Genomic DNA, 15,571 nt, shown 5'->3' with positions numbered 1-15,571 from the left:
AGTATGTATTTTGTTACCTTCATTTGTTACTTATCTTGGATACTCTGTGTTTGGAGGAAATACTGTTTTTAATAACGCTTTTTTATCTCCGTTAAAGGTTTTAGTAATGGTTTTTCCATCGCGTTTTAATCCCTTAAAAGTTCCTTTATCTACCAAATCCCAAAGAGGAAATTTGGCTTCTCCTTTCAAATTGATCAATCCAAAATGATTTTCAGAACCGTTTTTGTTTCCTGCATCTTTCCATTGTTCGTCAAATGCTTCAAAATAAAAACAAGAAATTTTTTCTTTTGTTGTCCATTTTCTGAGGTGTTTGTAATACAATCCTTGCTTGTATTCGTCTGTTGCTCTAGAACCATTTATGCCATAATGTCCATCAGAAATGGATGCCCAACCTGTTTCTCCAATATGAATTGTTTTGGTAGAATCAATACTTTTTACATAATCAGAAACATTTTTGTATTGCATTTTTGCAAAATCTAAAGCTCTTTTCATGGCTGAATTCACTTTTTCAAGGTCTGTTAAATTTTGTTCACTTTCAGGAATTTTCCAAAATTCTGGATTGTAATGTGAATTGTGATATGCATACGTGTGCATGGAAACATAATCTACTGCTTTTATTAAATCTTCTAAATCTTTTACACGATAACTTTCTTCACCTCCACCCCAAGAGGCAAAATCATCAGAACTTGTTATCCATAAATCTTTAGGAAGTTTTCCTTCTTTTTTCAGATTCTGAAGGTATTTTACCCATTTCAAAATCACACTAGGTTGCACATAATAGCTTGTTGCCCAGCGAATCATGGCTTCATTGCCTACAGCAATTACTTTTACAATATCAGGATATTTATTTGCTAAAGCTGCTGCTCTTGCAATTTCACCTTCGTTTTGTGGACTTTCAATATCGTGATTTGGTTCTTGATCTGTCCAAGCATTCAAACAATCAATCCAAGCGCCCAACATTACATACATTTCAAAAGTGGGATCTTCTTGTTTTAACTGATGAATTGCCTCTAAAACATTGGATGCATGAGGTAATTTTGGTTGCACATTATAGGTCCTAATTATTCGAATTCCCATAGCGTGCAATAGTTTCATATCTTCTTTTAACTGAGCAATTGTTGGTTGAATTTCTCTCGTTTTTTCTCTGTATCCTCCAAATGAAATTGCTTGATAATTCGGATTTCCTAAAATATCTGCTGCTGTTAGTTCTTTTTTTGTACTCAAAATAGTTTTTTGTTTTGATTCTTTATTTGCGCAAGAAATAATAAGAACAACAAGCAATAGGTGTAAAAAAGTATTAATTATATTTTTCATCATTTGTTTGTTTTTACTAAAATCTGCAATAAATAGTTTACTGATTTTTATTGTTAATATATCAATCCAAAACCAAATTCGTAAAGGGGTTTTAGGGTTTTGTCCCAAAAATTAGGACCGTATTTGTATTCATAATCTTTTACATCTTTTGGCCAAGAATGAGGTAATTTTCCTTTGAAATTAAAATCTCCAAAAAGCACCTCTGCAATTCCATCTCCTTCTGATCCTGGTAACCAAGCAGCTACAAATGCATCTGAACTATTGATTTGTTCAGTAACAATAAGTGGTCTTCCAGAAATTAAAACTACCAATGTTTTCACACCTTTTTCAGTATATGTTTTGATATATTGTTGATGTTCATCTGTCAAAGTCAATTTTAATTGATTGGATTCGTGACCAATATCTCCAAAAAATTCTGCATAGGGAATTTCACCAACCACAATAATCGCTACATCTGCATCAAAATGATTTTCTGTAGCGTTTTTATCATACACAACTTCACCTTTTGAGTGCTTTTTGATTCCATCCAAAATAGTGGTTGCGCCTTTATAATTTTCAAGGTTTCCTTGCCAATTGATACTCCAACCTCCAGATTGTAACCCAGCATTATTTGCATGTTCACCAATAACTACAATCTTTTTAGTTTCTTTAGAAATTGGCAGCACTTGGTTTTTATTTTTCAATAAAACCAACGATTCTCTTACAGCTTGTTTTGCAATTTCTCTATGTTTTTTGATACCAATTTTTGAAACCAAAGTCGTATCAGGAAATGGATTTTCAAATAACCCCAATCTGAATTTTTGACGAAGAATTCTTCTAACTGCGTCATCAATTCTTTCGATAGAAACTTTTTTATCTTCAACCGCTTTTTTCAAACCTTCTTGAAAATCTTCCAAATCACCATCAACTGCCATTACCATATCAATTCCTGCGTTAATTACTTCAATTCCATTGAAACGAGAATATGCTTTCCAATCTGAAACTACAATTCCATCGAATTTCATCCCGATTTTTAATGTATCTGTAATTAATGCTTTGTGATTGTGCATCGAAATTCCGTTAATACTATTAAATGATGCCATAACTGCACCCACTTTTTCTTGTACAGCAACTTTGTAAGGAGGCAATAAATAGGTATGAATTTCTGAATCAGAAAGCGAAGTTTCTCCACCTTCTACTCCAAAATCTGTAGCACCATCACCAATAAAATGTTTGGCAGTAGCCATCACAGTTGTAGCATCAGCCAAATTTCCTTGATGACCTTTTACAGATGCTTTTGTTAGTTTTTCAGTAATTTCAGTACTTTCAGAAAAAGCTTCATACACTCTTCCCCATTTTTCATTGTACGGAATCGCAACACAAGGAGAAAAAACCCAATTAAATCCAGTTGCTTGACTTTCTAAAGCTGTGATTTTTGCAATTTCAAAAACCAACTCTTCATTATTTGCAGCTCCTAAACCAATATTATGAGGAAAAATGGTGGCTCCTTCAAACGTGTTTTGGCCATGAACTGCATCTACTCCAAATAACAATGGAATTCCCAATCGTGTAGAAAGTGCTTTTTTCTGTAATTCAATAAAACGTTTTTGCCATTCTTTGGCTGATTTTCCTGGAGTTGGACCTTGTGTATGAATGATTGAACCAATAAATTTTTCTGAAACATGCGCATCAGCATTTTCTTCAAAATGACGAATTTGCGACATTTGTCCGATTTTTTCTTCCAAAGTCATTTGCTTCAAAAGTGCTGTTACTTTTTGTTCAATAAGAATTTCGTTACTTACTTTCATCTCATTTTTACAGGAAAAACCCATCAATAAAAAACAACAAAACGTGTATGTTATTGGTTTGATTTTCATTTATTTACTTTACTAAACTTACTTTTAAATGATGAATTTCATTCGTTCTATTAAATATTTTAGAACTTGTTTCAGCATCTAATGACAAGCTATCAAAAACAGCTGTTGATTGGTTATTATAAACAACTTCAATCATTTCTTTGTTTGCTAATTGATACACAACAGGCACTTGACAATAGGTAAAACACAGCTGATTTTTATCAATAGAAAGTGTGTGTTTTTCATTTTTCAAGTTGATATATTCAAAAGTTTGTGGAGTTTCTAAAAATTCTGATTTTTTCAATAAACTTGGTTTGAAAAAGATTTTTCCATTTTCAACAAAAACACCCAATTCTCCTATTCTACTTAAAATATCTTCTTTTACTTGACCAGTCATTCCAGGTTGTTGAGCTCCTTTTGTAGCAGGTGTGTGTGAATACGCATCTGTTGGAAATGCACCATACAATTCTGGTGATTTGTGCAATCCAATTCCAGCATTTATTTCGTAATAATGATCTAACAATTTGCCTGTAATTACAGCATCTTCATTAGAATTGATAGCTAATAAACAATTTTCCTGAACTGCCAATAACAGTTTTGAAACCATGTGCCAATAAATAGAACCCAATCCTTCATATCCGAAAAAAGTTCCTGAACGTCCTGTAAATGATTTGTGATCAAAGATTTCTTCAAAAATATCCAAGACAAATTTGCTATCTTTAGCAACTAAATCTCCATAATTTTCAGTCAATTTTTCCAATGCTTTTTGAACACTATTTGCATTGTTAAAAGTTCCATTGAAATGATAATTCCCTAACACATCTTTTTCAATCAACCATTTATTATTGTCTTTTACCAATTGTTGCAACAAATCTGATTGTAAAACTTTTGCTGATGGAATATTATTTTTCTTGGTGAATCTAGGTAATTCTTTGTTTGGATATAAAATATAACTGTATTGATCTGGTCTGAATAATGAACTATTTTTCAAGCCATCTAATAATGACAATGCCTGTTTTGGTGTCAAATATCCAGAGCTCAAAGCAGCGACTTGTCCTTCTAACATTTCCGATAAATAAGAAATAGAAACTTCTTGATCATTTTCAATGGTCATCAAATTGTATGCATGATACATATTATCACCACGCTTATTTGCGCGAATACTTTGATCTAAGTAATTTTTTGTGATGTTGAAAAAATGCAATAATGAAGTTCTATTTACAGCAGTTTTAGTTCCTGAAAATCCGTTTTTGTAAATAAATTCTCTGTAATCACTTGCAGGAATTCCAACTCCATCCAACACTCTTTTTCTATCAGAATTGGTTACTTTTCCTGATAAAATGGTATTATTTGCATCTAAAGTTGATACAATTTTACTGAACAATTCAGCTACTTCTTCTGAAATTTCGAAATTATTTGTATCAGAATTCTCAACCACATTTTCAAAGAAATTAATGAATCTTCTCAGATAATATAAGGTTACCATAGAAACACCATTTCCAACCAACGCATTATTGGCATCATTCCATTCTGGACGCTGAGTGTTCAACCAAATTCCGCCTTCAGGAATAAAGTTTGATACTTTGGCAAGCACAGTAACCAATAATTTTTCAATTAAGTTTACATGGTAAATTTCGTTGTTTTGACTTGTTAATAAAGCACCATCAACTCCAATTTTTACTCTTTTATCTTCAATTATGTGTTGCAATTTGTGATCAAAATCAATCGTATCTTTAGGATTTTTTAAAATATCAGCATATGATTTTATTTTGTAAGGTACGTTTGCATACACAAACACATCTTCATTAAATAAAGATGCTAATTTTGAAGGATAATGATTTTCAATAAACTCTAAAAACTTCAATAAATAAATTATTTGATGATCTCCCCAATAGCCAATATAGGACCAAGGATCATGTTCTTCAATTACTTCCCAATCAAAACCACCTTTGGTAACTCTGTAAGGATTGTACCCTTCAAAAGTTGTTGCGTTCAAAAACTTGTGAATCATATTCTCAATAAATTGAGGATATGAATGCGCTAATGCTTCCCAGTTTTGGAAAATATCACGCCAATTTCCTTCATAATCTAGGATTTTTGAACCATCAATTTCACTTCTAGTATTGATTGAAAATCGGTTCCAAGGACGACTTGGATCACCATGTCTTCTACTAAACTTGAGCGGTAAATATTCTACACAAAGACGTTTAAAATCTTTATCGTTATCATTTTCAGCTATTTGTTTGATAAAATCTACAGTAAATTTATCTGGAAAACTTTTTAATATTTCTTTTTTTGATGCAAACAACGATTTGTTTGCATTTGCCACATAGGCAATAAAATCTTGTTTTTCAATGATATAATTATCATCAAAAATTCCACCTCTCATAATATTGAAAAGTGTGTTTGAAAAATGTCTTGTACTGATTAAAGGGTCATTTGACAATTGCAATGCATCTGAAGCTGCTGCTAAATTGATTAAATTTTTAGTTCCTTTATCAATACTTTTTTGTAATTTATTTTCTAAATCTGCATCATTTTTAATCATTTCGGATATTGCAACCACATCAGCAACTGTTTGATTTACGTTGGCAATTTGCATCCAAGATGATTCGCTTTTTCCTGAAAATTCAATTGTTGTATTTAAAAAATACGCACCTCTTTCTGCTTTAATATCAATTTCTTGGGTTAATTTTATTCCTTTTCTAAAGTGAGAAAGCTGTTGAGAAGACAGTAAATACGTAGGATTTTTTAATCCTAAAGACCAAACTATGTTTGATTTTAATGCTTCACTTGGCTCAGCTTTATCCACAATTACTGCACTTAATGCAAAAATTCCCAATCCAACTTCAGCTTCTAATTCTGATTTTTTATAAGCATCCACCAAATTACTTCTAATACCTTGTAAATCAGCACTCACAGCCGAAGGTAAAATATTTTCTAAACCATCCAAAATTTCAAGATGTATGTTTTCTTGAGAATTATTGGTAAAAGTTGCTTTTTTTACAAATCCAAATTCATCACTTGTATTCCATTCATATTGAAAAGTTACTTGTAAATCATGATTGATTTCTTCAAAAATGAGTTTATTTCCATATTCATTTTTGTACAAGTTTCTTACAATTGTATACAATCCTTCTTGTTTTTCAGAAAAAGGTTCCCACAAAGAAATTGTATGGTTTTTGTGAATTCTGAACAATGATTTGCTTCCAGTAGTTTCTGCTAATTCAGTAATTTTATCATCCGTATAATATGGAAAAAGCGAACTATCTGCATCTTTTCTTCCTGCAGTTAAACCACCATTACTAGAAATAAACATCCAGTGATTAGAATCTGAAACTATGGTCATAAAAAAAGGACGCATCAAATGTGAGTTTGAAATCTTATAAAAAGTTTCGTTATTGATAGTAATCAATTCACCTTTGATATCGTTAGAAGTTGCTGAAATGTCTTGGTTAGAAACAGTTGTATTCATTAAATTTTGGTTAAATTTTTTTTACAAAAATGTGATTCCACATTTTAAATAAATCGTTTTTCGGTTTGATGTAATGATTTAATTGGCATGATACTTCAATAAATTAAAGCATCATGCCAATATATTTTTAATTATTTATATACTCTTACGTAATCTACAATCATTTCTTGAGGAAAAACAGTTTGAGTGTTTGGTGAACCCACAAAAGAACCTCCAACAGCTAAATTTAAAATGATATAAAAATTATTATCATTAAAAACCCATTCTGTTCCTTTAGGCAAATCACTTGGAGTTATTTGGTTGTACAACACATCATCTACGTAGTAATTGATGTAATTTGGACCCCACTCAATCCCAAAAATGTGGAAACCAGTATCAAATCTGTCATTGGGTAATGTGTAGCTTTTGGTAATAGCTTCCCCTGCAGAGTATCCAGGACCATGAATACTTCCATGAGTAATTGTAGGTTGTTGACCTCTATATTCCATAATGTCAATTTCGCCAATTTGTGGCCAAATAACAGTTCCATTAGAATCATCACCTAATAACCAAAAAGCTGGCCATAATCCTTGTCCCCATGGTAATTTGATTTTTGCTTCATAACGACCGTATTTTTGTTCAAAAATACCTTTTGTTGTTATTTTAGCGGACGTATAACTAGAACCTAAATAAGGTTCTTTGACCGCTTTAATATGCAACATTCCATTTTTTACTTCAATATTTTGAAGACGATCTGTATAATATTGTAATTCGTTGTTACCCCAACCATTTTGACCAGTACCAATATCAAAATTCCAATTATTTGTATCTGGTTTTCCATTGATTAAAAATTCATCTGCCCAAACTATTTCATTCATTGTAGTAACTGTTTGTGATTCATTTTCTGAACAACTATAACTGATAAATAACCCTAATAATAAAGAATACTTTGTCAGAGATTTTATACTAAATTGATTTTTAAAATTCATATTTTTAATATTTTAAGTGAGGAAATTTAATTTTTGTAGAAATAGATATTGTCTAAATAAAAATTTCTTAAAAGAGAAAAATTAATATTTTCAAAAATTATTAATCCTACATTACTTCTCGTTGGCATTGCGCTCAAAGAAAATTCTACAGTAATCCATCTATCAGCAACAATACTTGGTGATCTTCTCACAAACAACTGTTGTCTTGTATCATCTGTTCCACCATTCACTCTATCTGGACCAAAATCTACTACAGTAACTAGAAAATCAAAATTTGATGGTACTGAATTAGGTATATACATGTTAAAATGTAAATTTGGTTTATCTGTCAAATTAACTGTAGGATTTGCAAATTGAATTCCGACAAAATTAAAGTTTGTATAATTTAAAAAATTGTCCCCCAAAATACTGAAATCCGCAGATTGAGTTGTTTGATAAGGTTGCCAATATCCATTGAAAAAATCAACAGGAGTGTTTGTATAATGGTCACTAAAAATTGAAACTACATTGTTTGGATCTCTTGTTGGTGTAGGTGCAAAAACAAATGATCCAACAGAATTAATAGTTAAAGAACCTTTAGCTTCTACTCCACCCAAAGTTGCAGTAATAACTGTATTTCCAGCAGATAAAATCTCTACAACTCCTGTTTCACTTACACTAGCAACACTTGGATTTGAAGAACTAAACACAAAATATCCTGGTGCTGAACTTATTGAAATATCTTCTCCTGTTCCTAAATTAAAAGTTTGATTTAAATCAGCAATATTGATATTTACTCCAATAAAAGTATTTACTGAAATATTGTCACCATTTAAAATTGATGGCCTTGGTTGTGCAATTGTTCCTAATTTTTCAAATTTTAACTCATCAATCCAAAAAGAATATCCATCACCATTTTCTGGTCCTTCTGCATACCAAAACATTCCTTTCTCTTGTTTTAATTTTGAAGCATCAGGAATTGGAATTGTATATTTTACCCAATTAGTTGTAAGTCTTAAAGCACGTTTGCTAACTTGAAATTTATTTTGTCCAAAATCTTGTCCAAAACCAATATCATTTATAGTTGCAGCTTTTGAGGCTTTTGCCCAAAAAGTTAAAGCATCATATTTAGATAAATCTCTACCTCCATTATCATCTCTGAAAATTGCTCCTGCATAAGCACCATTTCTATCACCCTCATTTGGCACATCAAATCTCATGGAAGCAGTTCCTTGATATTTTACTTCAGTATCTACTGAAAAAGCTTCAAATTTAGAATCTGCAAAAGGGTAGTATTCCAATCCAGCACTGAATGAATCAGAAAATACTGTTTGGTTCGTCGAAAAGGTTGCTTGAACAGCTTCGTCAGAGATGTCTCTTTCGCAACCTAGATTTACTAAAATTAGTAAAGCTAAAGGTGTTGTTATTTTTGAAAATAATTTTTTTGTTGTTTTCATAATTACTATTTTTTATTTTCCAATGTTAATGTGAATGTATGTTCTAATTTCCCATTCTGAACCGTTTGGAAATCCTACTGGACTAACAATTGGTGCAGTTGCAAATTCAGTTGCAGTAGCATTTGGTGAATATCTTGGCGAATTTTCGTTCAAAGCTCTCCAAGTTCCTCTGATTCCAACTTTTGTGTCTGGTAAAATAAACCAATCAGGTTTGCCCACAGAAGTAGAAAAATCAAGCATTAATTGCACTGGGAATGTTAAGTTGAAATCTCTGTGGTAATCAAATGGACCCCAATCATTTACTTTCACCATTCCTGTGATTTTCATTTTGTTGTAAATCATTCTTAAATCTGCACCAAAACGAGTAATTGTTCTGTCACTGTCACCATTTGCTTGTCCTGTACCATAGTAAATATTTGACACAAATCCGAAATCTGGTCTAATTTTAGAAACAATTCTTGAATGCACTTCCCATAAATCTTGTGCAGGAGCAGATTGTGCAAATGCAAAAAATGTACGATTTGCTAGGAATCCAATTGCAGCATCTTGTGTAGTTGGTAAATGACGGTATACGAATCCTAAATTCATTGCAAATTTTGCATCTTCAGCTCTATCATTATCCCATTCATACATATATGTTCCTGGAGTTGGATCGAAAGTTAATAAGATTTCCCCAGCTGTTGTTTCTCTATTTCCAGCTCTTACTGAAAATGGATCATCCACAAAATTACGTAATCTTCCTGGAGCTCCAACATCATTTGGCATTGGGTCAACCAATGGTTTTTGCCACATAAAGTTTGGTGCTATTTGAAATTTCCCTGAATTGTAAGCAAAACCAGTTAAGAAATTATTCAAGTTTCCACTTCCACTATCTTTCAATTTCCAACCTGTAAAAGTCATTGTTTGGTCAAAACCTCCGTTTGCAACCAATCCCATTACAGAACCTTGTGCATACCAGTTGATATTGCCATTTTGGTAAGTGATTTTGGCTTTTCCTCCAAAATTATCTTTTGCTTGAATTCTATCATTTAGAACTGTATAATTTCCTGAGGTTCCAGTTGTAACTTGATAAGTTCTTCCATTCAAGGGTCTTCCTGCCCAAATTCCACCCAATTGAAATGCAAAATGCTCTCCTTTTTTCTCAATAGCAATGGTCGTTCTTTCTGTTGGTAATGCAGGAATCACACCTGATCTTGCTTGAACAGGATCTAAAATACGATTTCCATCTTCATCAATTCCATTTCCTGCTACAATATCTTTGTGATAGATTGCAGTCACATCAAAATGACCCACTTTTTTTCTATACTTTAATAATACAGCAGGGTTTGCTCCCCACCATAATTGTGGACCAAAAGCAGCTTTTAAACCAGCTAAAGATCCTTTCCCATCAACTTCTAACCCTAAAATTTCACCATTGTAAATATCTAAATTTGGACCGTAGTTTGCTTCTGGATATAAGTTAAATATATCACCTTCATATGCCCAATGATAGTGGCTCGTTCTATAAAAACCTCTCATATCAAAATCTTCAGCCTTCCATTCAAAAGAGGCATTGTAAACTCTTAATCTATTGTTATCTGCAAGTGTTAAATTTCCATTATCAGTATTTACTTGAACTGGTCTTCCAACATTTTCGTAGAAAATATCATCAATAGGATTTCCGGCTACGTTTCCTAAAATATTGAAATTCACTTCAGCCTTCATACTAGCTGTTGGTTGTCCAGCTACACCAATAAAATAAGATTGCATGTGATCAAAACCAAGTCTGTCAGGAAAAGCTTGTCCTGTTCCATCTGAAGTTTGAGGCGTTGTTAACAAAGAACCTCCTGTATTGAAAGTTGTAAATTCTGCTCTTAGATTGCTTAATTTAATTTTTTCATTTCCACCTAAAGCAGCTTTATCTCCTCTTGCTCTTAAAACAGCATCCATTAATTGAATGTTTTTAAAATAAGTGGTTACTGATTCAAGAGTTGTTCCAGCAGCATAAGGATTTAAATTATGAGCTTCTTTCAAAGCATAATATGCAGCTCTTGGATATAAGGTATATAAACCTCTTTCGTTGGTTGGTCCTTTTGCGCAAATTCCAAACCACTCTTCGTTCATGTTATTTTTTCCTGGCGCATAATCTCTCTGATAACCACCATTTGACCAAGAAGCATTGTTATCATGAACATCTGCTCCTTCTCTTTTGTCAAAACCGTATTTCCACCATCCATCGCTAAATTGGAATGTAAAACCTCCAATTGAGTTTTCTGCTTTTCCTAATCCTGCAGCATTTTGGTAAATTTCTTTCCAATTTTCAACCATATAAAATGCTTGAGATAATTGGTCTTCTTGATTGTCAATTGCGTTAAAAGCATCTGCTCCAAATTCCGTAAATAATAAAGGTTTGTTTAGTTTACTTTTTACAACTTGAAAGATATCTGTGAAAGATGCACCTCTATAAGTATTTGTTCCATATATATCAACGTCTTTACATTCTTCAGCCACAATATCAATAAATAATACATCTCCATTACATATTGCAACTGGATGAGAAGTATCAATTGATTTCATTTTTTTAGCAGCTTCATTCATCAAACGATACATAGGTCTACCTCTTTTTTCACCTATGTATTGTTTTTCCTTTTCATCATCTGGAAAATCTTCGGTTTCAGCACCTTGCCAAAACAAACCATAGTTGTTTTCATTTCCTAGTAAATACATTAAAATACCTGGAGTATCTTTGTATTCTTTCACCAAATTATCAATTTCAGACATCAAAAACTTCTGAGTTCTTGCTTCAGAATAATCAGTAATTGGTGTCCAAACACCATCTAAAGTTAATCCATAACGTCCAAAAGAGTGATTTAACATTGTGTAAATTCCATGAACTTCATAAATATATTTAATCCATCTTGCAGGAACTCCTGTATATTGACGAATGGCGTTTACACCCATGTTTTTTAATAACATCATTTCAGCGTCAAGTGCGCTTTTGATAACTTCATCAGATTTGTTCCAAAAATCTGCATTCACAGTATTTGTACCAATAGGAATGTAATCCCAATTCATACCGTTAACAATAAAGTCTTTTCCGTTTACTACTAGTTTTGATCCTTGATTGTTTGTAACAACAGATACTTTATCTGTTTGACCAAAAACATTAAGTGTTAATAAGAAAAGTAACAATCTCAAAAAAATGTTTTTCATAATGTTGTTTTTTTTAAAATAAAATCCGGAGTTTATTTTTTTAGTTAGAGTAGATTTTTACTTTGGATTTGATTTTGTTTGTTAATAATTTCATAAAACTAAACTCTTTCACTTTAAATGACACAAAAAAGACCTCAACAATAAATATACATCAATAAATACAGAACAAACTTCAACAAAACCTGAGTAAATAAGGCTTTTTTATTTTAATTTAGTTTTTAAAAACCATAAAATGTTGTGTTGTTGTATTGGTAGAAATAATGAGATATACATAGCATTATACTTTTTAAAATGTAAAAAAAGATTTGAAATATTGTAAATATAAAAAATAATTAAATACAATATTATTAATAGTGTAAAAAAATAAAAAAAGGTCAGCTTGAACTGACCTTTTTTTTAAATACTTAAATTATTATTCAATTACGATGATAAACCACCAATCAAATTCGCTGGCTGCATCTGTAGTTCTTAAAATTAATTCGTTAGCTACTCCTCTATCAAAAATTTCATACTGATGATTCCCCCCAGTATAATATCCAATAAATGCATTTCCTGATAAATTGATAGTTTCTACACCTGCTGGAGCTGTTAAAAAGAAAGTTTCTGAATAATCAGCAAAGACATAATTCTCAATATCAGCACCATTTACATTTCCAGAAACATTTGGTCCTAAATCATTTACAATATGAGGATTTCTTCCGAAAATATCTCCATTTGTTACGTGTGAAAAAGTTCCATCAGAACTAAAGATGTATCTATCATCATACATACCTAAACCAACTTTTTCATCAGGACCTGCACCATACCATTCAGTAGGAGTTGTTCCTCCAACAGGACCTAATCCAAAATGACCTGGTTTTGCAGCTTGAATTTTCCATGTTCTTGAAGTTACAGCTGTCGGATTTGCTGGGTCAAAGCCAAACAATTTCGCTTTTAAATCATCTGGAGGTGAATAAGTAGCCAATACATCTACTTGAATAGATTTACTTGATGAAACTCCTGCAGTTCCTGAAACTACAACAGTTACTGTATAAGTATTCAAGCCTAGTTTACTAAATATCATAGATGTTTCTCCTGAAAGAGCAACAACTTCTGAACCTTCATTGATAAATTTAAAAGAAACTGCATTATCTGCGGTCGCTTTAAAATTTACGGCTCCACTTCCATCTCCATTTGGATTATTTGCATCAGCTCCAACAATTTCAGCTGTTATCTGAATATTACTTGGCGCGATAATTTCTCCAAATGAATAATCATTTTCCTGACAACCGTAAAAGACAGTTATCAAGGAAAATATTAGTACATAAACGTTTTTTAAATTTCTCATATTATGATTTAATTTTATAGTTATTATCAATTACTAGTTCTTAGATAATGAAACGTTATCAATATTAACAGTTCCTGCTGCAGCACCTAAATCAAACAAAACTCTTGCATTTGCAGCTCCAAAATCTGCTGTAATAGTATAAGTATAAGTAATTCTATTTGTAGTAATATTTACAGTTTCTGTTTTACTAGACCAAGGATCTCCACTTAGACCAATACCTGCAATCATACTTCTATTAACATTTGACCAAGCATCAAAAGTTAAAGTATAAGTTTCACCATTAATGATTTCTAGTTTTTGACTAAGGTTTACATCCCATGGATTTCCTGCATTAGCTACATTTACTGAATAATGATTATTCCCATTTGTTAATATTACTGGTGCTGCTGCATTGTCATCAACCCCAATAATCCAAGGAGAACTTCCATTTTCAAAATTTCCATTCTGAACTAAATTTCCATTTCCTTTGAATAAAGAAACATTATCAATATTTACTTCACCTGCTTGCGCACCCAAATCAAATAAAACTCTTGCATTAGCAGCTCCCCAGCCATTTGCTGAAACCGTAACTGAATAAGTAGTTCTTGATGAATTAATATCTACTGTTTTTACATCATTTGACCATGGATCTCCACTTAAACCTATTCCGGCTATTATAGATCTATTTACGTTAGACCAAGCATCGAAGGTTAGCGTGTATGTTGTTCCATCTAAAATTTCCGTTTTTTGGCTAAGATTTACTTCCCATGCATTTCCTGCATTTGGAACATTCACAGAATAATAAGTGTTACCACTTAATGTAACTACTGGAGCAGGAGCATTGTCATCTACACCAACAATCCAAGAATTACTTCCATTTTGGAAATCACCATTTGTTAGCAAACCATCATCAAAAGTTGAGGCAGCACTTGCTTTATAAAAATAAAAATTATCAATATAAACAACTCCAGCAGTTCCGTCAGAATCTATCAAAATTTGAGTAATTTTTTCTTTATTTGCAAGATTTCCTCCGTCAAATCCTGACATGTCAATATCTATACTTTGCCAAGAACCGCTTACTGTTGCACCAAATGATTCTATGTCTTCACCACCATCAACGGTATTTACAATTTTCACTAATAATTCATTTGAAATACCATCAGGAACCCAATAATCTATGTGTAAAGTTTCCATAGACGAAACATTTATTCCTGTAGTGTAATTTGTAACCATCCCTAAAAAATCTAGGTTTGTCAATTTCCATAAATTATTTCCTCCAATTGTAATCGCTTCAAAATTTGTCGCTGACCAAGTTGTAGGTAACTCGCTCAAAGTTACGTTTGTGTATGCATCACTAAATATAGAAATTACATCTCCAGCACTTCTATTAGGTGGTGTTGGGGCATTTTGAGTTGGTGCTAAAATTTCTGTCACAACAAAGCTTGCTTCATATTTGGTAGTTGCAATAGCACCACCTTTAGCTTCAACTACAATGTTATAGGTACCTGCATTTTGGTAAGTATAAGAGATTGTTGTTCCAATGTTTCCAGAAACAACAGGTTGAGTTACCCCTGTTTCACCTGAACTAAATTCAAAAAAGGTTGCAAAATCTGCATTTGCGGTGATGTTCACTCTTTTTGAAATAGCAGCATCATTTTCAATTACTACCACTAAATTTTGTGGAGCTTTAAATGATACTATCAATTGTTGCGTAACTTCTGTTTTAACTCCAGTTAAATTGATTGCAACAATTTTCACATCAAATGTACCTTCACGATACACATGATAAGCACTTTCTCCTTGAGGAACAATGGCAGGAGCTGTAGTTCCATCTCCAAAGAAAATCTCAAAACTAACAGCACCATCAGCATTTGGTGTGATTGTTACTGAGCCTGTATTGTCTTGTGTGATATTATATACTGCTGCAACGTTTGCTGGGGCAGCAATATCATTTACAAAAGACACATCTCTTAAATCATTTTCTGTACATGCTACTAAAAGCAATAAGAAAAATATTTTTATTATTTTTTGTATGTTTTTCATTC

The 15,571-nt window shown here is 32.1% G+C and carries 8 protein-coding genes; all 8 read right to left on the bottom strand.

The genetic code is table 11. The annotated features are described in order from the left end of the window. Positions 1–30: 30 nt before the first annotated feature. The 8 genes from IU405_RS13750 to IU405_RS13715 all read right to left on the bottom strand — a co-directional run bounded on the left by IU405_RS13750 (position 31) and on the right by IU405_RS13715 (position 15,569). Complete coding sequence (locus tag IU405_RS13750) at positions 31–1,314, bottom strand: glycosyl hydrolase family 17 (protein WP_197439186.1); 1,284 nt, start codon at positions 1,312–1,314, stop codon at positions 31–33. A gap of 53 nt (positions 1,315–1,367) precedes the next feature. Continuing rightward, positions 1,368–3,101: a glycoside hydrolase family 3 protein gene (locus IU405_RS13745; RefSeq protein ID WP_197439185.1), complete on the bottom strand. Its 1,734-nt coding sequence runs from the start codon at positions 3,099–3,101 to the stop codon at positions 1,368–1,370. A gap of 73 nt (positions 3,102–3,174) precedes the next feature. Next, positions 3,175–6,624, bottom strand: coding sequence for a hypothetical protein (locus tag IU405_RS13740; RefSeq protein ID WP_197439184.1), 3,450 nt, complete (start codon positions 6,622–6,624; stop codon positions 3,175–3,177). Between the two features lie 131 nt (positions 6,625–6,755). Continuing rightward, the gene (locus tag IU405_RS13735; protein ID WP_197439183.1) at positions 6,756–7,592 is read right to left on the bottom strand and encodes a family 16 glycosylhydrolase; all 837 of its coding nucleotides are present in this window, start codon (positions 7,590–7,592) and stop codon (positions 6,756–6,758) included. A 26-nt stretch (positions 7,593–7,618) separates the two neighbouring features. Beyond that, positions 7,619–9,028, bottom strand: a complete 1,410-nt coding sequence (locus IU405_RS13730; RefSeq protein ID WP_197439182.1) for an Ig-like domain-containing protein — start codon at positions 9,026–9,028, stop codon at positions 7,619–7,621. A gap of 12 nt (positions 9,029–9,040) precedes the next feature. Then, positions 9,041–12,220: a glycoside hydrolase family 2 TIM barrel-domain containing protein gene (locus IU405_RS13725; protein WP_197439181.1), complete on the bottom strand. Its 3,180-nt coding sequence runs from the start codon at positions 12,218–12,220 to the stop codon at positions 9,041–9,043. Positions 12,221–12,632: 412 nt separating this feature from the next. Next, positions 12,633–13,547 carry a glucan endo-1,3-beta-D-glucosidase gene (locus IU405_RS13720; RefSeq protein ID WP_197439180.1) on the bottom strand — a complete coding sequence of 305 codons (915 nt, stop codon included), beginning with the start codon at positions 13,545–13,547 and terminating at the stop codon, positions 12,633–12,635. Positions 13,548–13,580: 33 nt separating this feature from the next. Next, the gene (locus IU405_RS13715) at positions 13,581–15,569 is read right to left on the bottom strand and encodes a carbohydrate binding domain-containing protein (protein ID WP_197439179.1); all 1,989 of its coding nucleotides are present in this window, start codon (positions 15,567–15,569) and stop codon (positions 13,581–13,583) included. Between the last annotated feature and the right edge of the window lie 2 nt (positions 15,570–15,571).

The organism is Polaribacter sp. BAL334, from assembly GCF_015767435.1.
In the GTDB taxonomy this organism is placed as follows: Bacteria; Bacteroidota; Bacteroidia; order Flavobacteriales; family Flavobacteriaceae; genus Polaribacter.
This window is presented reverse-complemented; position numbering and strand designations above follow the sequence as displayed.

Coding starts and splice junctions, on each gene's coding strand:
- IU405_RS13730 (WP_197439182.1), bottom strand. CDS start 9,028: ATGAAAACAACAAAAAAATTATTTTCAAAAATAACAACACCTTTAGCT.
- IU405_RS13740 (WP_197439184.1), bottom strand. CDS start 6,624: ATGAATACAACTGTTTCTAACCAAGACATTTCAGCAACTTCTAACGAT.
- IU405_RS13750 (WP_197439186.1), bottom strand. CDS start 1,314: ATGAAAAATATAATTAATACTTTTTTACACCTATTGCTTGTTGTTCTT.
- IU405_RS13735 (WP_197439183.1), bottom strand. CDS start 7,592: ATGAATTTTAAAAATCAATTTAGTATAAAATCTCTGACAAAGTATTCT.
- IU405_RS13745 (WP_197439185.1), bottom strand. CDS start 3,101: ATGAAAGTAAGTAACGAAATTCTTATTGAACAAAAAGTAACAGCACTT.
- IU405_RS13720 (WP_197439180.1), bottom strand. CDS start 13,547: ATGAGAAATTTAAAAAACGTTTATGTACTAATATTTTCCTTGATAACT.
- IU405_RS13725 (WP_197439181.1), bottom strand. CDS start 12,220: ATGAAAAACATTTTTTTGAGATTGTTACTTTTCTTATTAACACTTAAT.
- IU405_RS13715 (WP_197439179.1), bottom strand. CDS start 15,569: ATGAAAAACATACAAAAAATAATAAAAATATTTTTCTTATTGCTTTTA.